Here is a 17,816-nt window from a genome sequence, read left to right on the forward strand (position 1 = left end):
GAGGCGTAATCATGCTGCAGGTAGAGGAATTGAATCAGTATTACGGCGGCAGCCACATTCTGCGCGGCCTGTCGTTCGAGGCGCGCATCGGCGAGGTGACCTGCCTGCTGGGGCGCAATGGCGTGGGCAAGACCACGCTGCTGAAATGCCTGATGGGGCTGATCCCGGCGCGCAGCGGCAGCGTCCGTTGGCGGGGCGAAACCATCACCGGTAAAAAGCCGCATCAGCGGGTGCAGGCGGGCATCGCCTATGTGCCGCAGGGGCGGGAGATTTTTCCGCGCCTGACGGTGGAGGAAAATCTGCTGATGGGGCTGGCGCGTTTTTCCGGCGCCGACGCGCGCGCGGTGCCGGATCCGATCTATGAACTGTTTCCGGTGCTGCGGCAAATGAAGGATCGGCGCGGCGGCGATCTTTCCGGCGGGCAGCAACAGCAGCTGGCGATCGGCCGGGCGCTGGCCTGCCGACCGCAGCTGTTGATCCTCGACGAACCGACGGAAGGGATCCAACCTTCGGTGATCAAGGAGATCGGCGCGGTGATCAAACAGCTGGCGGCGCGGGGCGATATGGCGATCCTGCTGGTGGAGCAGTTCTATGACTTCGCCGCCGACCTGGCGGACAGCTATCTGGTGATGTCGCGCGGCAGCATCGTGCAGCGCGGCGCCGGCAGCGCTATGGAACAGGACGGCGTCCGCGCGCTGGTGGCGATTTAACGTTGGGTCAGCTGAAAAAGGATTGGCTGAGCGGATCGCGGGAATGATGCAGCACTCTGATGATATTCACCTCCCGCCTGTGCTGTCGAAAATAAATCAGGTGGTTGGCGACGGGCAATACCCATAGGCCGGGGCCGATTGCATCGATGTTTTTGCCGAGTTGGTGGTGGCTAAGGTTATCGAAAGCCAGATGCAGGCGGCGCAGATAATCTTCGGCCACCTGCAAGCCAAAGTGCGCCAACCCGTAAAAATAGATCTCTTCCATATCGTCCAACGCTTTTGGACGAACGGTTACTCTCCTGCGCATCCTTTTGCTTTGCTCCGTATTCTTTCCATGAACACATCACGATCCCATTCGACGGCTTCGCCGCTGTTCTCTCCTTCGGCGATCAAGCGCCTAAGCTCTTCCAGTTTTGAGGCGGCGGTACGTTCGCGCAAAGTGCGCACGGATTCGCGGATGACTTCACTGGGCGTTCGGTAATCGCCGCTGGCCACCAGGTCTTCGACGAAGCTACGCAGTTCGTCACCCAGATCTACCGTTAGTGTTCTGCCCATTGTTCCTCCTCACTTTCGGCTATGCTGCGTCATTGTAAGATTAGTTCTTACATTGTGCACGTCAAACTATCAGGATCTCAATAGCGGTCCCGTCATGAGGACGGGAGCCACCCGTTTATTCATTAAGGATAACCATGAACGAAATCACTGTGTCACGCCTCGGTTGCATCGTCCTGTCCCTGTTTCCGGCCCTGTGGGGGCTGTTTAGCCTGTTGAACAATACGGCGGATTTCGCCGGCACCGCGCGCAATGCGGTGGGGCCGCTGCTCGCCATGCAGGATACTTATCAAACGCCTGGGCTGATGTGGCGCGCGATCAGCGCCGACTGGGCCTGCATGTTGGGGTTGGCGGTCATCACCGCGCTGGAAACGCTGGCCGGCCTATTCGCGACGGCGGGCGTGGCGTTGATGATCGGGCGATTGAAAGGCTCTTACGCCGCTTTCGCCAAGGGCAAAGCCTGGGCGATGCTGGGGGCGCTTTGCGCGATAACGGTGTGGGGCGTCGGCTTTATGGTGGTCGCCGGCGACTGGTTTATGGCCTGGCAGGCCAAGAAGGATCCGCTGGCGGTGCAGCTGGGGGCGCTGATCTACCTGGCGCCCAATGCGTTTGCCTTGCTGTTCCTGATGCTGCAGCGGGAACCGCGCTAAACGACGGCGGAGCGGGGCGCGGTTACAGCGTCTTGCTCATATACCAAATGCCTATCGAGCCCTGGGCGCTGGTGTAGCAGGTCTCGCCACAAATGCTCAATCCTTGACGCTGATAAAAACGTTGGGCGCGGGTGTTGCGTTGCAGCACTTCCAGCCACAGCGTTTTTTGCCGACGGTCGATAGCCCGCTGCTGCACCTGTTCGTACAGGCGCTGGCCATAGCCGTTGCCGGCATGGCCCGGCAGAAAATAGATTTTCTGCAGCTCTGCGCCGATGTGCTCGGTTGGTGCCAGCAGGCTGTCGAAGTTCACCCGCGCATAGCCGACGAGGGCGTCATCCTCATGGGCCAACAGCCAGCATACGTCGGGATCGCGCAGCGTCCGTTCCAGCGCGGAGACGGAAAAATCCTCCGCCAGAAAGGCCTCCAGCTCGTGCGGGTAGCGCCACAGCTCACCGAAGTGGGCGCGGTAGGTGCGGATGCCGATATCGCGCACTTGCGTTAAATCTTCCAGCAATGCCTGACGGACGGTGAACATCAGTGCCCCTTTGAGTAAGAAAAATTACAGCCGTTGTTCCAGATGCCGGTGAGGCACCATCGCCTGATGCAGAATGGCGAGAACGGTGATGCCGGTAGGGCGGTTGCGGTAGTAGATCCTATGGCTGGCGTAAGGAAAACTGCGTATCTCTTCGCCCAGATCGTGGAAGTGAGCTTTACCCGCTTCCGGCATATCTGCCAAATGATGCATGACCTCTCTCAACTGCTCAAGATAGCGGCGAGATTGCGCTTGGCCCCAGTGCTCGATGGTGAAATGACGAATAGCCAGCAGATCTTGTTGGGCCTGCGGGGTGAGGCGAAACGCGGGCATCTCAGTCTGTTTCATCGGTGAGCAGACGGTTGAAGAAGGCATCGCCGTCTACCGCCTTACCGGCGTCTTCCTCGGCGGTAGCCTGCGCGATTTTTTGCTGCAGTGCGCTTAATTTGAGATCTTCCAGCGCCTGGTAATCTTCTACAGACATGACGACGGCGACCGGTTTGCCGTTGCGATTGATTTGCACCGGTTCACGCTGCGCCTTGAGCAGCAAATCGCCGAATTGGGTTTTGGCCTCGTTCGCGGTGAGTGCGTACATTTAATCGCTCCAGTTAATTAAATCGTTCGATTTAACCATTATACGGCGCGATGAAAAAATCACCAATGCTATTCCGGCGGGCAGATTTCGTTGGACAGATGCCGCGGTGTTTCACGGCGAAAACCCAGGCCGATGATGCGGCCGAACAGGCGCGGCAGCCAGCGGCTGTTGCCGACGCGGGCGATCAAGCGCGAGCCGCCCGCCGCGCGGCGTTCGCCCGGCTTGCGCTGGCTCATTTTGATCTGCAAAAACTGGATGGCGCGAGTGGGGAATTCGCGCCGGCGCTGCACGCTCAGCAGATGCTTCAGCTGCAGCCGATGCTGGCGCAGCGGCGGGATCAGGGCGTTGGCGGCGGCCACCGCGTCCTGAATCGCCAGGTTGACGCCCACGCCGCCGATCGGCGACATGGCGTGCGCGGCGTCGCCGATGCACAGCACTCCCGGTTTGGCCCAGCGATCCAGACGATCGATGCGAATGCTCAGCAGTTTGACCTGATCCCACTCGACGATCTCCTGCAGGCGATCGTCCTGGAACGGCGCCACCTCAGCGAGGTGCAGTAAAAATTTCTCCAGCCCGCTGTGGCGGATCGCATCGAAGCTGCCTTTGTCGATCGAGTAACCGCACTGCCAGTAGTCGCCGCGATCGATCATGATGAAGTTCTGTTTCGGCCCGGTGTGGCCCATCGACCAGGCCGGATCGCCCGGCTGCTTGCTGAGCTTCATCCATAATACGTCGCGCGGCGCGCCGAAGGATCGGCTGCTGAGCGCCGCCTGTTCGCGCACCACCGAGTTGCGGCCGTCGGTACCGACCACCAACTGGCTGCGCACGCGGATCGGGCCTTCCGGCGTGTCGGCCAGCACGCCGCACACCTGGCCGCGGTCGTACAGCAGCTGGTGAACCTGCGTTGAGGTCAGCAGCCTGAAGTTGGGGAAGGCGGCGGCCTGCTGGGCCAAAAAGTTGAGGAACTCCCACTGCGGCATAAAGGCGATAAATTTGCAGCGCGTCGGCAGGCGGGTGAAATCCGCCAGCTTGATGTCGCGTCCGGCGACTTCGGCGTGCAGAGATTCCGCGCGCTGATGCGGCAGCGTCAGCAGTTCGTCGAGCAGGCCCAGTTGATGCATGACTTCCAGCGTCGACGGGTGAATGGTGTCACCGCGAAAATCGCGCAGGAAATCGGCGTGCTTCTCCAGCACCGTCACGTCGATCCCCGCCCGCGCCAGTAGATAGCCGAGCATCAGCCCGGCGGGGCCGCCTCCCACGATGCAGCAGGTGGTGGCGTAAGGTGTGATTGGTGATGACGACATGACGGTTGACCCCGGAGAACGGCCCGCATCCCGCGAGCCGCAAATGAATATGCAATATTGATAATGATTATCAATATCACATTGAGCTGTCAACCCGCGGCGCAGTGTGGTCAAAGGGAGCGGACAGAGGGGCGGAACCGGCGGGCAGGGGAAAACGGTATTGCATCGCGAGTATAAGGATTCTCCGGAAAGACATTGACCCGGAGCGCGTGACACGCCATCTTTATCAGTAAAATCGGTATTATTTTGATTGATGGTTCAGAAAATCAGGATGGTCAGCATGGGGCGAATAACGTTCGATCTCGAGGATTTGCGCAGCTTCGTCACCGGCGTCGAGCTGGGCAGCTTCGCCAAGGCGGCTGAACGGCTGGGGCGCTCGACGTCGGCGGTCAGCGCCCACCTGAAAAAACTGGAACAGCAGGTTGGCGCGCCGATCCTGCGCAAGGCCGGGCGCGGCATGGTGATGACCGAGACGGGGGAAACTCTGCTTGGCTACGCGCGCCGCCTGCTGGAGCTTAATGACGAAGCCGCCGCCGCGGTGCGCGGGCTGGATCTGCAGGGCACGGTGCGGCTGGGGTTGCAGGAGGATTTCGGCGAGACGTTTCTGCCGCAGGTGTTGGGCAGCTTCGCGCGCGCCAATCCAAAGGTGAGGATCGAGGCGCGCATCGCGCGTAATGCCGAGCTGATCGACTGGGTGCTGAAAGGCCAGCTGGATCTGTCGCTGGCGTGGGATGGCGGTCTGAGCACGCCGTTTCATCAAGCGCTGGGGCAGCGGCAGTTGCACTGGATCGCGTCGTCCGGCTTCGCGCTGGCGCCCTGGCGAGAAGGGGATGAGCCGCTGCCGTTGGTGATGTTCGACGCGCCCTGTCTGATGCGCAGCGCGGCGACGCAGGCGCTGGATCGCGCCGGCATACCCTGGCGCATCGCCTTTAGCAGCCGCAGCCTGAACGGCGTGTGGGCGGCGGTGAGCGCCGGGTTGGGCGTTACGGTGCGCACGGCGGCGGGCTTGCCGCCCGGCCTGTCGCCGCTGGCCCCCGATCTGCTGCCCGCTCTCGGCCAACTCGGCGTGGTGTTGCACCGCGCCGAGGATCAGCCTTCGGCCGCCGTGCAGCGGCTGGCGCAGATCGTGGTCGAGCGGATCGAAACTTAATCTTGGGCGATAGGCTGCTTGCCGCTCAGCTGGCCCCATTCGCTCCAGGCGCCGTCATACAACTTGACCTGCGGCGCGCCGAGCGACAGCAGGCCAAACGCCAGCACCGCCGCCGTCACGCCGGAGCCGCAGCTGGTGATGATTGGGCCGTTGATGTCCACCCCCTTGTCGCTGAAGGTTTGGCGCAGCGCTTCCAACGATTTGAAGCGGCCGTTTTCCAGCAGCTCGCCGTACGGAATGTTGATGCTGCCGGGAATATGGCCGCGGTGCAGGCCGGGGCGCGGCTCTGGCGCTTCGGCATAAAAGCGCGGCGCGGCGCGGGCGTCGAGAATTTGCACCGGTGTGCCTAACGCTTGCTCCACTTGCCGCATATCCACCACCGCGTCGGCGTTGAACCGGGCGTTGAACGTCTGCGGGGCAGGCTGCGCCGGGCCGGTTTCCAGCGCTTGCCCCAGCGCGGTCCAGCCGTTCAGCCCTTCATCCAGCACATAAACGCGCTCGGCGCCGAAATTGCGGAAAGTCCACCAGCCGCGCGGTGCGGAGAACTGGTTGCCCTCGTCGTAAATCACCAGGGTATCGCGCTCGCTGATGCCCAATTGGCCCGCCGCCGCGGCGAATTCCGCCGCCGTCGGCAACATGTGCGGCAGCGCGGTGTTTTTGTCCGCCACGTCGTCGATATCAAAATAGACCGCGCCGGGGATATGGCCGCGTTCGAACTCGGCAAGCATGTCTTTTTTCGGCGTCAGCCCGACCGGCGACATCCGAACGTCGATCACCACCAGATTTTCATCGTTGATATGTTGCGCAAGCCATTGGGGAGTCACCAGAAACGGAGAGTTCATCGTCATTGTTCGCCTGTTGTGAAAACGGATTTTCACTATACACCAGGCCGCGCGGGGATGAAGTATGATGTTCAGTCAAAGGCGATGGGGCCGGGAGCGGAGAAATCATGACGGACGAGGCGTTTGGCGGGGCCAAGATCGCGCTGCTGTGCGACGGTCTCTTGCTGGTTTACCAACGGGACGACAAGCCGGGCATTCCGTGGCCCGGTCAGTGGGATCTGCCCGGCGGCGGGCGGGAAAACGGCGAAACGCCGCTGCAGTGCGTGCAGCGGGAAACGCGGGAAGAGTTCGGCGTGGCGATCGCCGAACACCAGGTTGTCTGGCGGCGACGCTACGCCGGCATTTTGCCCGGCTCCCCGCCGACCTGGTTTATGGCCGGCGAGATCGCCCCGGCGCAGATCGCCGCCATTCGCTTCGGCGACGAAGGCCAGCGCTGGCGGATGATGCCGGTGGCGCAGTTTATTGAGCATCCGCAGGGCATCGAGCATCTGCGCCGCCGGGTGGCGGAGTATTGGCGGCGGCGCGGTTGATGACGGTATTTCAGCGCGTCGCCAGTTGATTGATCTGCGGCGGCTCCAGGATGCGCAAGGCCGTTTCCCGGCGCGCCACCGCCAGCATCGCCAGCCCGATTCGTTCGGTGCTGCTCACCTGCGCGGGAAACAGTCGCAATGCGCCGAGCCACAGCGGCTTGAACAGCCGATAAATCAGATCGTATGCGCGGACTTTGGAGCGAATGCCGTGCAGCGGCACAATGGCGCCGGGGCGGAACATCACCGCGTGGAACGGCAGCGCCAGCAGCGCGTTTTCGGTGGCACCCTTGACCCTGGCCCACATGCTGCGGCCGCGTTCGCTGCTGTCGGTGCCGACGCCGGAAACGTAGAGGAAGACCATCGTCGGATTCAGCCTCGCCAGCGGGCGGGCGGCGGCCAGCGTCAGATCGTAAGTCACCGCGCGATACTCGGCTTCGCTCAGGCCGGCGGACGAAATCCCCAGGCAGAAGAAACAGGCGTCATAGCCGGCGAGCTGCGGCTCCAGCGCCGACAGATCACGCAGATCGGGCACAGAAAGCTGGCGCAGTTTGGCGTGGCTCTGCGCCACCGGACGACGGCCGATGCTGAGCACTTCGCTGACCCGCGGATCGCGCAGGCATTCCCGCAGCGCGCCCTGGCCCACCATGCCGCTGGCGCCGAAGATAATCACTTTCATGCCCTGTTCTCCCACTGGCCGGCGGTGCGCTGCATGCGCCAGCGGCTGGGCGTCAGCGCTTCCCACTGAATAAAGGCGCGGCTGAACGAATTCAGCTCTTCGAATCCCAGCACAAAGGCGATTTCCCCTGGCTCAAGATCGGTCTCCGCCAACAAGCGGCAGGCGGTGCGGTGGCGGGTTTTGTCCAACAACTGCTGGTAGCTGTAGCCGTGCCGTTGCAGACGGCGCTGCAGCGTGCGTGGGCTGAGATAGAGCTCCGCGGCCACGCTGTTGACGCTGGGGCGCTGGCCGCGCATGCTGCGGCCGAGGATCGTCGTCACCTGTGTGGGCAAGTCTTGCTCGGCGCGCGCTTCGGCCAACTCGGCCTCCAGCTCCGGCAGCAGCAGCGCCAGCATGTCCTGGTCGTGGGTGATAAGCGGCTGCTGCATCAGCGCACGGTCAAATACCAGCACGTCCAGCGGCGCGTCGAATCGCACCGGGCAGCCGAAGTGGCGCAGCAGCGGTGAGTGGGGATCGCGACGGCGGGTCACCTCAAGCGCCTTGGGCTGCAGCGGTAAACCGGTGCCACGGCGGCACAGGGTGGTGATAGAGGCGAACATGGTGTCTATCAGCAATTCCGGCGTATGGTCCTCGATCATCGTCCAACGCGTATGCAGCCGAACGCTGTCGCCATCTTCCTCCAGCATCAGTTCTTCCGGGCACACCAACCGTTTGTAGCGCGCGACTTTACGCAGGGCCTCGCCCATCGTGGCGGAGTGCAGTGCGGCGACTGACGCGATATCGTAATGCTCCGGCGCGACGTCGCCGCCCAGCCGCAGACCAAAGGCGGGATCGTCGCTCAGTTGGGCGAGGGCGCGCCAGACGGCGAAGAACTGGTGGGTGGTCAACCGCACTTTTACGCGCCGCTCGCTGAGCAGCCCGGCGGGCAAGCCGGCTAACTGACCGACCCGTTCGAGATCGACGCCTTGCGCCGCGAGGCGCACCGCCAACGCGTTGGAAACCGGAATTTGATCGCTGCTCATGGTTGTTGCCTGCCAGTGGTAAGAGAGGGCATTACTCTAAAACAGCCTGTCCGCGTGCCGATAATCCGATCGCGTCAAGATTTAATCCGATTGCGCCAAACTGTCGGTTGGCATCAGCGCCTGGATGGTGGCGCCGACCCGTTGTACCGCCTGTTCGATCTCCGTCGTCAGCGTCGGCGCATAGTTGATGCGCAGACAGTTGCGGTACTTGCCGGCGGCGGAAAAAATGCTGCCGACGGCGATTTGCACGCCTTGCTGTTCAAGATGGCGGTTCAGCCGCAGGGTGTCGAACGCCTCGTCCAGTTCGATCCACAGCATAAAACCGCCGCGCGGCCGGCTGACGCGGGTGCCGGCCGGGAAGTATTTCAGGATCAGATCGGTCATGCGGTCGCGGTTTTGCTGGTAGCGGGCGCGCATGCGCCGCAGGTGCTTCAGATAGTGCCCGCCGCGGATGAAGTCGGCGATCGCCAGCTGCGGCTGGGTGGCGGTGGCGCCGGAGCCGATGAACTTCATGTGCAGCACCCGCTCCAGATAGCGGCCGGGCGCGATCCAGCCCACGCGCAGCCCCGGCGCCAACGTTTTGGAAAACGAGCTGCACAGCAGCACGCGGCCATCTTCGTCGAACGATTTGATGGTGCGCGGCCGCGGGTAGTGATAGGCGATGTCGCCGTAAACGTCATCCTCGATGATCGCCGCGTCGTGGCGCTGCGCCAGCGTCAGCAGCCGCTGTTTATGGGCGTCGGGCATGATGTAGCCCAGCGGGTTGTTGCAGTTGGGCGTCAGCAGGACGGCCTTGACCGGCCACTGTTCCAGCGCCATCTCCAGCGCCGCCAGGCTCACGCCGGTCAGCGGATCGGTGGGGATTTCCAGCGCTTTGATGCCCAATCCCTTCAGCGTTTGCATGGTGCCGTGGAAGCAGGGGGAATCGACCGCCACGATGTCGCCGGGTTGGCAAACGGCGCGCAGCCCGGCGGAGATCGCTTCCTGACAGCCGGTGGTGATCAGCAACTGATCGGCGCCGATTTGGCAGCCGGAATCCAGCAGCAGGCGAGCGACCTGTTCGCGCAGCGCGGTCACGCCCTGAATGCTGTCGTAATACAGGCTGCGCAAGTCGCCGTGACGGGCGGCGTTGCGCAGGGCGACGATCAGCGGTTTCATCGTCGGCTCGGCGATGTCCGGCATGCCGCGCCCCAGTTGGATCAGGCCCTCGCGCGGCCGGGTGCGCACCAGTTCCAGCACCTGTTCCCATTGCGAAATGTCCACCGGCCGCTGCGTCGGCGCCGTCATGGCGGGCAGCTCGGCCTGCGTGCGCTGCGCATGCACGAAGTAGCCCGATTTCGGTCGCGCTTCCACCAGGCGCCGTTCTTCCAGCAGGCGGTAGGCTTGTTGCACCGTGCTGATGCTGACGCCGTGTTCCAGGCTCAGCGCGCGCACCGAAGGCAAGCGGTGGCCGACCGGATACAGCCCTTGCTGAATGCGTTGGCTGAGAATGGCGGCCAGCGTGGCGTAGCGTGTCATACAGATATCCCTCATCAGGAAAAGTAACCGAAAAACCGGTACAGATGCCTCAAAAGTAAACCATTCAGCGCATTTTGGTATGCAGCTGTATGAAAAAAATAGCGCTAACGTGCATCTGTATTGTTTTTTGCCCGGCGCGCATCATCACAACAAGGCGAAAACATCAGGGGGAATAATAAGATGGCTCTGTTTGATGGCATGACGACGTGGCGACGGGGAGGCTGGTCACGCTGGCGTTGGTATTTGTTGCGTCGCAGAACGCGCAGAGAGTTACTGCTGCTGAACGACAGGCAACTGGCGGATATCGGCCTGACGCGGGCGGATGCCTGGCGAGAAGGGTATAAACCGTTCTGGAGAGAATAAGGAAAGCGGATGCTGAAATTATTGGGCAAAGCCTCATCGATCAACGTGCGTAAAGTGCTGTGGACCAGCCATGAGCTGGGGCTGACGCTGGAACGGGAAGACTGGGGCAGCGGCTTTCGCTCCACGCAGGAACCCGAGTTTTTGGCGCTCAATCCCAACGGCCTGGTGCCGGTGCTGATCGACGGCGCACGGGTGCTGTGGGAGTCGAACACCATTTGCCGCTATCTGGCGGGGCGGGAAGGGCGCCGCGATCTGCTGCCGCAGGAACCCGGCGCGCGCGCGGCGGTGGAGATGTGGATGGACTGGCAGGCCACCGATCTGAACGGCGCCTGGCGCTATGTGTTCATGTCGCGCGTGCGCGGGCATGCGGATTATCAGGATGCCGCCAGCCTGGCCGCCGCCGAGCGCGAGTGGAATCGGCTGATGGGCTTGCTGGATGCGCATTTGGCGCAGCACGGCCCTTATGCCGCCGGCGCCGCCTTCACGCTGGCGGACGTGGTGCTGGGGCTGTCGCTCAACCGCTGGCTGATGACGCCGTTCGAGCGGCCGGAGTATGCGGCGCTGGCGGCCTATCAGCAGCGCCTGCTGCAACGCCCTGGCTACGTTCAGCACGGTGCCAACGGTTTACCGTAATATGAAATAAATGGTTCATTTTACCTTATCCGGATACGGCAACGCCGCGTTCGGATTTTCCTTTTGCATCATCCTGTCAACGTTTCATGAACGACATCACGAATCCGAACTTTCTTTTTCCGTGCGCTTGTTATTGAAATTTATATTCCATATAAAACCGTTATCAGCTGGCGCGTTTCACTCAGGGCGCCGGGTTTCAGGCAAGATTTCGGTCACGGGAGAGGATGATGAAACAGGTACGCGTTGGGTTAATCGGCACCGGCTATATCGGGCGTTGTCACGCTATCGCTTATGCGCAGGCCCCCACGGTATTTCCCCTTAAAGGGGATCTGGTGCTGGAGATGCTGGCGGAGGTGACGCCCGAGCTGGCGGCGCAGCGCGCGGCCGAGTTCGGCTTTGCGCGTTCGACCGGCGACTGGCGGCAGCTGGTGGCCGATCCGGCGATCGACGTGGTGGACATCTGCGCCCCCAACTTCTTGCACAAAGAGATGGCGCTGGCGGCGATCCGCCACGGCAAGCACGTGTATTCGGAAAAACCGCTGGCGCTGGACGCCGCCGACGCGGCGGAGATGGTGCAGGCCGCCCGCGCCAAGGGGGTGAAAACGCTGGTCGGTTTCAACTACATGAAAAACCCCACCAGCCAGCTGGCGCGCGAGATCATCGCCAACGGCGAAATCGGCGAGGTGGTGCATTTTTACGGCACCCACAATGAGGATTACCTGGCCGACCCGCGCACGCCGATCGACTGGCACTGCCGCCGCGCCAGCGCCGGGCTGGGCGCGTTGGGGGATCTGGCGGCGCACATCGTCAATATGGCGCACTACCTGGTGGGCGATATCGTGGCGGTCTGTGGCGATATGCAGACCGTGATCAAACAGCGGCCGGATCCGCAAGACCCGTCGCGTATGCATCCGGTGGAAAACGAAGATCAGGCCAGTGCGCTGCTGCGTTTCGCCGGCGGGGCGATGGGCACTATCGAAACGTCGCGCATCGCCTGCGGGCGCAAGATGGGGCTGACCTATGTGGTTACCGGCACCAAAGGCACGCTGAGTTATACCCAGGAACGGATGGCCGAACTGAAGCTGTATCGACACGATGAACCGGCGGAGCGGCAGGGGTTCAAGACGTTGCTGGTGGGGCCGAAGCACCCGGACTATGCGGCGTTTTGCATCAGCGCCGGGCACGGCATCGGTTTTAACGATCAGAAGACGGTGGAGATCCGCGATCTGGTCAACGGCATCGCCGCGGGCGATCGCATGTGGCCGGACTTTGAAGAGGGCTGGAAGGTGTCGTGCGTGCTGGACGCGATAGCCGCCTCCGCCGAGCAGCGGCGCTGGCTGGAGATCAACCGCGATTGAAAAGGAAATGGCGCTCTCCGCGGACAGCGCCATTAATTTATTATGTTGCCAGCTTAATAGCTTATTAAATTAATTTTATAACAAGTTATTGGCTTGATAACTTAGAACGAGAAACACGAACAGCCGAACGCGCCCCAGAAGGCATTCTCGTCCGACACCGGGATGCTGGAGCGGCGCGCGATGTCATGCTGGTGCGCGTGCACGCCGCACGGGCCGCAGCATTGGTGCGCCTGGCTCACTACCCCGACGCGGGCCGCCGCCGACGGCGGCGCGGAGCGGTAATGGCCCGGCACCTGGGTGACCGGCGACCACTCCGGCAGCACCGGCAGCGGCGGCGGCGCCAGCGGCGAGAAGCTGCCGGCGGCGTAGACCACCTTGCCGTCCACCACCGTCATTACCGACTCGATGCCTTTGATCTGCTCTTCCGGCACGCTGAAGTAGTCCTGCGACAGCACCGCCAAATCCGCCAGTTGGCCGACCTTGATCTGGCCTTTCTTGCCCTGTTCGGTGGAGAACCAGGCGCTGCCCTGGGTCCACAGCATCAGCGCCGTTTCGCGATCCAGCCGGGCGCTGTCGTCGTACATCGCCATGCCGCCGACGGTGCGGCCGGAGACCAGCCAGTACAGCGCCGTCCACGGGTTGTAGCTGGCGACGCGGGTGGCGTCGGTGCCCAGCCCGACCGGCAGCTCGGCCGCCAACATTTTCGCTACCGGCGGCGTATGTTTGGTGGCTTCGATGCCGTAGCGGTCGGCGAAATATTCCCCCTGGAACGCCATGCGGTGCTGGACCGCAATGCCGCCGCCCAGCGCCTTGACGCGCTCGATATTGCGTTCGGTAATGGTTTCGGCGTGGTCGAACAGCCAGTGCAGGCCGTTGAACGGAATATCGCGGTTCACCTTCTCGAACACGTCCAGCATGCGGCTGATGGATTCGTCATAGGTGGCGTGCAGGCGGAACGGCCAGCGGTGCTCGACCAGATGGCGCACCACCCGCTCCAGCTCGTCTTCGGTGCCCGGCGGCAGATCCGGGCGCGGCTGCAGGAAGTCTTCGAAGTCGGCGGCGGAAAACACCAGCATCTCGCCGGCGCCGTTGTGGCGATAGAAGTCGGTACCCTGGCCCGGTTTGAGCATGTCGGTCCACAGCTCGAAGTCTTCCAGTTCCTGCTTCGGCCGCTGGGTGAACAGGTTATAGGCGATGCGGATGGTCAGCTGCTTTTTCTCGTGCAACTCGGCGATCACCTGATAATCCTCCGGGTAGTTCTGGAAACCGCCGCCGGCGTCGATGGCGCTGGTGAGGCCTAGGCGGTTCAGCTCACGCATAAACTGGCGGGTGGAGTTGACCTGCTGTTCCAGCGGCAGCTTCGGCCCTTTCGCCAGCGTGGCGTAAAGGATCATGGCGTTGGGTTTGGCGATCAGCATGCCGGTCGGGTTGCCGTTGGCGTCGCGCTGGATCTCCCCGCCCGGCGGGTTCGGCGTGTCTTTGGTGTAGCCGACTACCTTCAGCGCCGCGCGGTTGAGCAGCGCGCGATCGTATAAATGCAGAATAAATACCGGCGTGTCCGGCGCCGCCTGGTTGATTTCGTCCAGCGTCGGCATGCGGCGTTCGGCAAACTGGAACTCGGTCCAGCCGCCGACTACCCGCACCCATTGCGGGCTCGGCGTGCGCAGCGCCTGCTCTTTCAACATGCGCAGCGCGTCGGCCAGCGAAGGCACGCCTTCCCAGCGCAGCTCCAGGTTGTAGTTCAGGCCGCCGCGGATCAGGTGCAGGTGCGAGTCGTTCAGGCCCGGAATGGCGGTGTGGCCGTGCAGATCGATCACCTGGGTTTCCGGCCCGGCGTGTTGCATGACTTCGGCTTCGCTGCCGACCGCCAGAAACTTGCCGTCGCGAATAGCGACCGCCTGCGCGGTGAGGTTTTGGCGGTCAACGGTGTGAAATTTGCCGTTGGTGAGGATCAATGAAGCGTGGTGGTTCATAACATTCTCCCGGCGAACCGCCTAGCGGCGGATCAGCCATTGATGAAAAACGCGAGTCACGATGGGCATCCACAGGTACACCACCAGAGCGACCACGGTGGCGTCATTGAGAAAATGGCCGAGCAGCGTGCCGTTCAACTGCGGCAGCGCCAGCCCCCAAAACCAGGGCACCAGGTTGGTGGAAGGGAAGATCACCAGCAGGGTGATGATGAACTGCTTCCACTGGGGCGGTTGGCGCACGCCGGGGTTGGGCGGGGTAAACCAGAACTCCGCGCCGGGGCGGATCTCGATATGGTCATTCTCCAGCAACAGCGGAGTGACTTCTTCGATGTATTGCTTGCGCAGCGGCGAGTTGAGCCAGCGGTAGAGATTATCGACATTGTCGAAGCGGACCAGCACCGTATAGGCCTGTTCGCTGTCGGATGGGCGGATGACGTTGACGCCCAGATGGCCGGTGAAGCCCGCGGCGTCCGGCATGATGCGGTTCAGCCAGGCCTCATAGGCCTGCTCGTTCCCCGGCGCCAAACGGTGGGTGATCACCAGCGTGACATGCTGCGGATGGGCCATAAAACCGACTCCTGAAAATACCCCGGCGCGGAGCCGGGGCAGGGGGAATTATTTCACCGTGCGGGCCGGTGCGTGGTGCACCATGGTGTAAGCGTAGTCGACGCCCATGCCGTACGCGCCGCTGTGTTCGCGCACCAGCGCCATCACCGCGTCGTAGGTGTCTTTGCGCGCCCAGTCGCGTTGGTACTCCAGCAGCACCTGCTGCCAGGTCACCGGTACGGCGCCGGCCTGCACCATGCGTTCGATCGAGCGCTCGTGCGCATCGACGGAGGTGCCGCCGGAGGTGTCGGTCACCACATACACTTCATAGCCGGCTTCCAGCGCCATCAGCGCCGGGAAGGTCAGGCACACTTCGGTCCACAGCGCGGAGATCACCAGCTTTTTGCGGCCGGTGGCTTCCACGGCTTTGACGAAGGCCGCGTCTTCCCAGGAGTTCATCGAGGTGCGTTCAATCGGGGTGATTTCAGGGTGTACCGCCAGCAGCTCCGGCCAGATATAGCCGCTGAAGCTTTCGGTTTCGACCGAGGTGAAAAGGGTAGGAACGTTGAAAATCTTGCCTGCCTTCGCCAAACCAACAACGTTGTTTTTCAGTTGCTGACGATCAATATTAGCCACGCCGAAGGCCATTTGCGGTTGATGATCGATAAAAATCAGTGCGGAGTTGTCTTTATCAAGCAGTTGAAACTTGGACATAATTTACCTTCCCAGTGATATTTCGGTTGAACATCTGATGAGTGTAACGCCGATAAAACCCATGGTAGGCAGAGGGCGATTTCAAAGATACCGCAGAATTTTTGCCGACTTGTTGAGTTTTTTTATACACGGGAGAAAACATGAGATTAAACCTGGAAGCGCTGCTGATTTTGGACGCGCTGGACCGGCACGGATCTTTCGCCGCCGCGGCCGCCGCACTGTTTAAAACCCCTTCGGCACTGAGCTATATGGTGCAAAAGCTCGAGAACGATCTCGACATCACCCTGCTCGATCGCTCCGGCCATCGGGCGAAGTTCACCGATACCGGCAAGCTGATGCTGGAAAAAGGGCGGGTGCTGCTGCGCGCGGCGCAGGATCTGGAACAGCAGGCGCGCTATGTCGAAAACGGCTGGGAAAGCGAGATCACGCTCGGGATCGACGCCTCCTTCCCGTTTGCCCGCCTGTTGCCGCTGATAGAAGAGTTCTACCGGCAGCATCACCATACCCGGCTGCGCTTCAGCCACGAGGTGCTGGCCGGCTCCTGGGAGTCGCTGGTTTACGGCTGCGCCGACATTATCATCGGCGCCATCTGCGAGCCGCCGTCGCGGGTGGGCTATGCGTTCAGCCGCCTGGGGCAGCTGGATTACGTGTTCGCCGTCGCGCCGCAGCATCCGCTGGCCGCGCTGCCGGAACCGTTGCCGAAGGATGAGATCCGTCAGCACCGGGCGGTGGTGGTGCGCGATACCTCGCGCGTCAACGCGCCGCAGAGCCTGAACCTGCTGGAAGAGCAAGACACGCTGACAGTCTTCGGCTTCGACGCCAAACTGCAGGCGCAGCTAGCCGGACTGGGCTGCGGCTATCTGCCGCGCGCCTTGGCGGAACCTTACCTGAACAGCGGCGAACTGGTGGCGAAACGCGTCGAATCGGAACGTTGCAGCGACATCGCCTACTTCGGCTGGCGGGAAAGCGCCAGCGGCCTGGCGGTCAAGTGGTGGCGCGAGCGGCTGCAGCGTTACGCGGATGACGGTGAGGCTTACCCAGCGGCGCAGTAAGGGCGATCGATAAAGATTAATCCCCAATAAGGACATAGGGAATGAAAAAGACACTAAGCCTGTTGGCGCTGTTACTGTTGAGCGGCTGCGGCGCGGGCGCCGGGCGTCAGGCCGGCACCCCCTTGCCGTCGCCGCAGACCGAGGCGCCGGTTGCGGCGCCGCTCAGCTATCCGGTGCGGGTGCATAACGCGGTGAGCCGCGAGCTGCGTTTGCCGGAGCACGCGCGCGGCCAACGCTGCACCATCAGCATCCGTTTGCGGCCGGACGGGAAACTGGCGAGCAGCAAGATCGTAAGAGGCGATGCGCCGCTGTGCGCGGCGGCCAACGCGGCGGTGCAGCGCGCGCAGTTTCCACCGATGGCCAGCGCCACTGAATACGCGTTGTTCAACGCCGTGGTGCTCGATTTCGTTCCCTAAAGGGATGTGACCGACGGGCTGCCTGCGCGGCCCGTTTTTTCTCGTTTCGTCGTTTGCGTATTCACGCTTTTCCGCCAATAGTGTTCTCCGGGCATGCACCCAGACAATTTTTCATTGGCCGGCCAACGGGAGCAAAAGACATGAAAGGCGAGCATCATTATCAGGTCTCGGTGACCTGGCAGGGAAATCTGGGCGCAGGCACGGAAGATTATCGCGCTTATGGACGCGATCACCTGATCGGCGCCGTGGGCAAGGCCGATATCGCCGGCTCAGCCGATCCGGCCTTCCGCGGTGACGCGACGCGCTGGAATCCGGAGGATTTGCTGGTAGCATCGCTCAGCGCTTGCCACAAATTATGGTACTTGCATCTGTGTGCCACCTCGGGAATTTCGGTGCTGGCCTATCAGGACGATGCCGTGGGCGTGATGCGCGAAGACGCCGCGCGCGGCGGCTTTTTCACCTCGGTGACGCTGCGGCCGCAGGTCACGGTGCGCGACGGCGACGATCTGCAACTGGCGCAACAGCTGCATGAGAAGGCGCATCACCTGTGCTTTATCGCCAATTCGGTGAATTTCCCGGTGGCGTGCGAACCGCAGGCCGTGTACGCAACCCGCTGAATTTTCACTTAGCTTTGCCATTTTCGTTATTTTGAACGTCACTGCGGCTCACGGATACTGGGG

Annotated in this window: 23 protein-coding genes; 10 read left to right on the plus strand and 13 right to left on the minus strand. The window is 62.3% G+C overall.

Going from position 1 to position 17,816, the window contains the following annotated elements:
* Window positions 1–11: 11 nt before the first annotated feature.
* On the plus strand, window positions 12–710 hold the full coding sequence (urtE, locus tag ACSBQS_RS02705; protein WP_046686646.1) for an urea ABC transporter ATP-binding subunit UrtE: 699 nt from the start codon (window positions 12–14) through the stop codon (window positions 708–710).
* A gap of 7 nt (window positions 711–717) precedes the next feature.
* On the opposite strand, the gene ACSBQS_RS02710 is transcribed toward urtE, so the two are convergent.
* Window positions 718–1,017: a type II toxin-antitoxin system RelE/ParE family toxin gene (locus ACSBQS_RS02710; RefSeq protein ID WP_434989607.1), complete on the minus strand. Its 300-nt coding sequence runs from the start codon at window positions 1,015–1,017 to the stop codon at window positions 718–720.
* Complete coding sequence (locus ACSBQS_RS02715; RefSeq protein ID WP_004939442.1) at window positions 1,002–1,265, minus strand: type II toxin-antitoxin system ParD family antitoxin; 264 nt, start codon at window positions 1,263–1,265, stop codon at window positions 1,002–1,004. Before ACSBQS_RS02715 ends, ACSBQS_RS02710 begins: the two co-directional genes overlap by 16 nt.
* A 134-nt stretch (window positions 1,266–1,399) precedes the next feature.
* Here ACSBQS_RS02715 and ACSBQS_RS02720 point away from each other — a divergent pair, with 134 nt between their 5' ends.
* Complete coding sequence (locus ACSBQS_RS02720; protein WP_085819318.1) at window positions 1,400–1,912, plus strand: DUF2165 family protein; 513 nt, start codon at window positions 1,400–1,402, stop codon at window positions 1,910–1,912.
* A gap of 22 nt (window positions 1,913–1,934) precedes the next feature.
* On the opposite strand, the gene ACSBQS_RS02725 is transcribed toward ACSBQS_RS02720, so the two are convergent.
* The 4 genes from ACSBQS_RS02725 to ACSBQS_RS02740 all read right to left on the minus strand — a co-directional run bounded on the left by ACSBQS_RS02725 (window position 1,935) and on the right by ACSBQS_RS02740 (window position 4,343).
* Complete coding sequence (locus tag ACSBQS_RS02725) at window positions 1,935–2,447, minus strand: GNAT family N-acetyltransferase (protein ID WP_197666270.1); 513 nt, start codon at window positions 2,445–2,447, stop codon at window positions 1,935–1,937.
* Between the two features lie 24 nt (window positions 2,448–2,471).
* Window positions 2,472–2,777, minus strand: a complete 306-nt coding sequence (locus ACSBQS_RS02730) for a type II toxin-antitoxin system RelE/ParE family toxin (protein ID WP_232091342.1) — start codon at window positions 2,775–2,777, stop codon at window positions 2,472–2,474.
* A 1-nt stretch (window position 2,778) separates the two neighbouring features.
* On the minus strand, window positions 2,779–3,039 hold the full coding sequence (locus ACSBQS_RS02735) for a type II toxin-antitoxin system Phd/YefM family antitoxin (protein ID WP_016928576.1): 261 nt from the start codon (window positions 3,037–3,039) through the stop codon (window positions 2,779–2,781).
* A 68-nt stretch (window positions 3,040–3,107) separates the two neighbouring features.
* Entirely contained in the window at window positions 3,108–4,343 is a 1,236-nt protein-coding gene (locus ACSBQS_RS02740) for an FAD-dependent oxidoreductase (protein WP_197749648.1), read from the minus strand.
* A 280-nt stretch (window positions 4,344–4,623) separates the two neighbouring features.
* Here ACSBQS_RS02740 and ACSBQS_RS02745 point away from each other — a divergent pair, with 280 nt between their 5' ends.
* On the plus strand, window positions 4,624–5,493 hold the full coding sequence (locus ACSBQS_RS02745) for a LysR substrate-binding domain-containing protein (RefSeq protein ID WP_089196767.1): 870 nt from the start codon (window positions 4,624–4,626) through the stop codon (window positions 5,491–5,493).
* Here the strand turns inward: ACSBQS_RS02745 and sseA are convergent.
* Entirely contained in the window at window positions 5,490–6,335 is an 846-nt protein-coding gene (sseA, locus tag ACSBQS_RS02750) for a 3-mercaptopyruvate sulfurtransferase (RefSeq protein ID WP_033652690.1), read from the minus strand. The two genes, ACSBQS_RS02745 and sseA, sit on opposite strands and share 4 nt — an antisense overlap.
* A 107-nt stretch (window positions 6,336–6,442) precedes the next feature.
* On the opposite strand from sseA, the gene ACSBQS_RS02755 reads away from it, so the two are divergent.
* Window positions 6,443–6,865, plus strand: coding sequence for an NUDIX hydrolase (locus ACSBQS_RS02755; RefSeq protein ID WP_033642342.1), 423 nt, complete (start codon window positions 6,443–6,445; stop codon window positions 6,863–6,865).
* Between the two features lie 10 nt (window positions 6,866–6,875).
* On the opposite strand, the gene ACSBQS_RS02760 is transcribed toward ACSBQS_RS02755, so the two are convergent.
* The 3 genes from ACSBQS_RS02760 to ACSBQS_RS02770 all read right to left on the minus strand — a co-directional run bounded on the left by ACSBQS_RS02760 (window position 6,876) and on the right by ACSBQS_RS02770 (window position 10,081).
* Entirely contained in the window at window positions 6,876–7,541 is a 666-nt protein-coding gene (locus tag ACSBQS_RS02760; protein WP_197666273.1) for an epimerase, read from the minus strand.
* Window positions 7,538–8,563, minus strand: a complete 1,026-nt coding sequence (locus tag ACSBQS_RS02765; protein WP_434989611.1) for an AraC family transcriptional regulator — start codon at window positions 8,561–8,563, stop codon at window positions 7,538–7,540. Before ACSBQS_RS02765 ends, ACSBQS_RS02760 begins: the two co-directional genes overlap by 4 nt.
* 81 nt (window positions 8,564–8,644) lie before the next feature.
* Complete coding sequence (locus tag ACSBQS_RS02770; RefSeq protein ID WP_033642345.1) at window positions 8,645–10,081, minus strand: PLP-dependent aminotransferase family protein; 1,437 nt, start codon at window positions 10,079–10,081, stop codon at window positions 8,645–8,647.
* Window positions 10,082–10,261: 180 nt separating this feature from the next.
* Between ACSBQS_RS02770 and ACSBQS_RS02775 the strand changes: the two genes are divergently transcribed.
* From ACSBQS_RS02775 to ACSBQS_RS02785, 3 genes are all read left to right on the plus strand, one after another.
* Window positions 10,262–10,444, plus strand: coding sequence for a DUF1127 domain-containing protein (locus ACSBQS_RS02775; RefSeq protein ID WP_071845081.1), 183 nt, complete (start codon window positions 10,262–10,264; stop codon window positions 10,442–10,444).
* Between the two features lie 9 nt (window positions 10,445–10,453).
* Window positions 10,454–11,077, plus strand: a complete 624-nt coding sequence (locus tag ACSBQS_RS02780) for a glutathione S-transferase family protein (protein ID WP_033642346.1) — start codon at window positions 10,454–10,456, stop codon at window positions 11,075–11,077.
* A 227-nt stretch (window positions 11,078–11,304) separates the two neighbouring features.
* Complete coding sequence (locus ACSBQS_RS02785; protein WP_142075190.1) at window positions 11,305–12,435, plus strand: Gfo/Idh/MocA family protein; 1,131 nt, start codon at window positions 11,305–11,307, stop codon at window positions 12,433–12,435.
* 101 nt (window positions 12,436–12,536) lie between these two features.
* Here ACSBQS_RS02785 and ACSBQS_RS02790 read toward each other — a convergent pair whose 3' ends face one another.
* Genes ACSBQS_RS02790 through ACSBQS_RS02800 form a run of 3 tightly spaced genes read right to left on the minus strand, consistent with a single transcriptional unit; the run spans window position 12,537 to window position 15,668 of the window.
* On the minus strand, window positions 12,537–14,408 hold the full coding sequence (locus tag ACSBQS_RS02790) for an amidohydrolase (RefSeq protein ID WP_033652684.1): 1,872 nt from the start codon (window positions 14,406–14,408) through the stop codon (window positions 12,537–12,539).
* Window positions 14,409–14,429: 21 nt separating this feature from the next.
* Window positions 14,430–14,975 (minus strand): antibiotic biosynthesis monooxygenase, encoded by a 546-nt coding sequence (locus tag ACSBQS_RS02795; RefSeq protein WP_033652685.1) that lies wholly within the window; start codon window positions 14,973–14,975, stop codon window positions 14,430–14,432.
* A 48-nt stretch (window positions 14,976–15,023) separates the two neighbouring features.
* Window positions 15,024–15,668 carry a hydrolase gene (locus ACSBQS_RS02800; protein ID WP_046686653.1) on the minus strand — a complete coding sequence of 215 codons (645 nt, stop codon included), beginning with the start codon at window positions 15,666–15,668 and terminating at the stop codon, window positions 15,024–15,026.
* A gap of 140 nt (window positions 15,669–15,808) precedes the next feature.
* On the opposite strand from ACSBQS_RS02800, the gene ACSBQS_RS02805 reads away from it, so the two are divergent.
* The 3 genes from ACSBQS_RS02805 to ACSBQS_RS02815 all read left to right on the plus strand — a co-directional run bounded on the left by ACSBQS_RS02805 (window position 15,809) and on the right by ACSBQS_RS02815 (window position 17,753).
* The gene (locus ACSBQS_RS02805) at window positions 15,809–16,720 is read left to right on the plus strand and encodes a LysR substrate-binding domain-containing protein (RefSeq protein WP_342163142.1); all 912 of its coding nucleotides are present in this window, start codon (window positions 15,809–15,811) and stop codon (window positions 16,718–16,720) included.
* Window positions 16,721–16,761: 41 nt separating this feature from the next.
* Entirely contained in the window at window positions 16,762–17,136 is a 375-nt protein-coding gene (locus ACSBQS_RS02810) for a cell envelope integrity TolA C-terminal domain-containing protein (protein ID WP_047572209.1), read from the plus strand.
* A gap of 140 nt (window positions 17,137–17,276) precedes the next feature.
* Complete coding sequence (locus tag ACSBQS_RS02815) at window positions 17,277–17,753, plus strand: OsmC family protein (RefSeq protein ID WP_197666275.1); 477 nt, start codon at window positions 17,277–17,279, stop codon at window positions 17,751–17,753.
* The last annotated feature ends 63 nt before the right edge of the window (window positions 17,754–17,816 follow it).

Source organism: Serratia sp. H402Y, from assembly GCF_051172415.1.
Lineage (GTDB): Bacteria > Pseudomonadota > Gammaproteobacteria > Enterobacterales > Enterobacteriaceae > Serratia > Serratia ureilytica.

What these genes read in the sequence shown, in the direction of transcription:
- urtE (WP_046686646.1), top strand. Translation starts at nt 12, where the DNA reads ATGCTGCAGGTAGAGGAATTGAATCAGTATTACGGCGGCAGCCACATT.
- ACSBQS_RS02710 (WP_434989607.1), bottom strand. Translation starts at nt 1,017, where the DNA reads ATGCGCAGGAGAGTAACCGTTCGTCCAAAAGCGTTGGACGATATGGAA.
- ACSBQS_RS02715 (WP_004939442.1), bottom strand. Translation starts at nt 1,265, where the DNA reads ATGGGCAGAACACTAACGGTAGATCTGGGTGACGAACTGCGTAGCTTC.
- ACSBQS_RS02720 (WP_085819318.1), top strand. Translation starts at nt 1,400, where the DNA reads ATGAACGAAATCACTGTGTCACGCCTCGGTTGCATCGTCCTGTCCCTG.
- ACSBQS_RS02725 (WP_197666270.1), bottom strand. Translation starts at nt 2,447, where the DNA reads ATGTTCACCGTCCGTCAGGCATTGCTGGAAGATTTAACGCAAGTGCGC.
- ACSBQS_RS02730 (WP_232091342.1), bottom strand. Translation starts at nt 2,777, where the DNA reads ATGCCCGCGTTTCGCCTCACCCCGCAGGCCCAACAAGATCTGCTGGCT.
- ACSBQS_RS02735 (WP_016928576.1), bottom strand. Translation starts at nt 3,039, where the DNA reads ATGTACGCACTCACCGCGAACGAGGCCAAAACCCAATTCGGCGATTTG.
- ACSBQS_RS02740 (WP_197749648.1), bottom strand. Translation starts at nt 4,343, where the DNA reads ATGTCGTCATCACCAATCACACCTTACGCCACCACCTGCTGCATCGTG.
- ACSBQS_RS02745 (WP_089196767.1), top strand. Translation starts at nt 4,624, where the DNA reads ATGGGGCGAATAACGTTCGATCTCGAGGATTTGCGCAGCTTCGTCACC.
- sseA (WP_033652690.1), bottom strand. Translation starts at nt 6,335, where the DNA reads ATGAACTCTCCGTTTCTGGTGACTCCCCAATGGCTTGCGCAACATATC.
- ACSBQS_RS02755 (WP_033642342.1), top strand. Translation starts at nt 6,443, where the DNA reads ATGACGGACGAGGCGTTTGGCGGGGCCAAGATCGCGCTGCTGTGCGAC.
- ACSBQS_RS02760 (WP_197666273.1), bottom strand. Translation starts at nt 7,541, where the DNA reads ATGAAAGTGATTATCTTCGGCGCCAGCGGCATGGTGGGCCAGGGCGCG.
- ACSBQS_RS02765 (WP_434989611.1), bottom strand. Translation starts at nt 8,563, where the DNA reads ATGAGCAGCGATCAAATTCCGGTTTCCAACGCGTTGGCGGTGCGCCTC.
- ACSBQS_RS02770 (WP_033642345.1), bottom strand. Translation starts at nt 10,081, where the DNA reads ATGACACGCTACGCCACGCTGGCCGCCATTCTCAGCCAACGCATTCAG.
- ACSBQS_RS02775 (WP_071845081.1), top strand. Translation starts at nt 10,262, where the DNA reads ATGGCTCTGTTTGATGGCATGACGACGTGGCGACGGGGAGGCTGGTCA.
- ACSBQS_RS02780 (WP_033642346.1), top strand. Translation starts at nt 10,454, where the DNA reads ATGCTGAAATTATTGGGCAAAGCCTCATCGATCAACGTGCGTAAAGTG.
- ACSBQS_RS02785 (WP_142075190.1), top strand. Translation starts at nt 11,305, where the DNA reads ATGAAACAGGTACGCGTTGGGTTAATCGGCACCGGCTATATCGGGCGT.
- ACSBQS_RS02790 (WP_033652684.1), bottom strand. Translation starts at nt 14,408, where the DNA reads ATGAACCACCACGCTTCATTGATCCTCACCAACGGCAAATTTCACACC.
- ACSBQS_RS02795 (WP_033652685.1), bottom strand. Translation starts at nt 14,975, where the DNA reads ATGGCCCATCCGCAGCATGTCACGCTGGTGATCACCCACCGTTTGGCG.
- ACSBQS_RS02800 (WP_046686653.1), bottom strand. Translation starts at nt 15,668, where the DNA reads ATGTCCAAGTTTCAACTGCTTGATAAAGACAACTCCGCACTGATTTTT.
- ACSBQS_RS02805 (WP_342163142.1), top strand. Translation starts at nt 15,809, where the DNA reads ATGAGATTAAACCTGGAAGCGCTGCTGATTTTGGACGCGCTGGACCGG.
- ACSBQS_RS02810 (WP_047572209.1), top strand. Translation starts at nt 16,762, where the DNA reads ATGAAAAAGACACTAAGCCTGTTGGCGCTGTTACTGTTGAGCGGCTGC.
- ACSBQS_RS02815 (WP_197666275.1), top strand. Translation starts at nt 17,277, where the DNA reads ATGAAAGGCGAGCATCATTATCAGGTCTCGGTGACCTGGCAGGGAAAT.